Source organism: Mesorhizobium sp. M8A.F.Ca.ET.207.01.1.1 (assembly GCF_004794715.1).
Taxonomy (GTDB): Bacteria; Pseudomonadota; Alphaproteobacteria; order Rhizobiales; family Rhizobiaceae; genus Mesorhizobium.
Map to the genome: position 1 here is coordinate 1 of NZ_SRUS01000059.1, position 518 is coordinate 518.

1 protein-coding gene is annotated in these 518 nt (G+C 57.1%); it reads left to right on the plus strand.

The window, feature by feature from the left end:
• Positions 1 to 201: 201 nt before the first annotated feature.
• The coding region (locus EN850_RS33440; protein ID WP_136092925.1) for a twin-arginine translocation signal domain-containing protein at positions 202 to 518 on the plus strand (317 nt) is incomplete at its 3' end.

Here is a 518-nt window from a genome sequence, read left to right on the forward strand (position 1 = left end):
CTGATCGCCCCCTCCCGGCGCAGCAGGTTGAGGATCAGCCGCCGGTTTATGGCGCGTGACGTCTGCTGGTCGCCCTTGAGCCTCATATCTGCCCCATTTATTAATTTTGTAAATTAACTATTGACCGATCCTGCCTACATACGATACGCATTGCCTCGGTTCAATTGGAATCCGGCTATTCTCAGGGAGGAGATAAAAGCCATGACAACCAAGCTCGCCGCGTTGTCGACGACAAGGCGCCGTTTCCTGAAAGGCACCGGCGCGGCGCTTGTCGCGTCCGCCACTGGAGGGCTTTGCCTGCCTGCTTTGGCGCAGCCGCAGGACATCACGATTATCTCCAATCTCAGCAATGTCGAGCAGCGTCAGATCCTTCAGCGGCTGGCGACCGAATTCGAGGCGAAGTCCGGCGGCAAGATCGTCATAAACAACATGGATCACGAGGCTCACAAGACGGCCATCCGCTCCTATCTTGTCGTCGGCGCCCCTGACATCTGCTTCTGGTTCTCCGGCAACCGCAT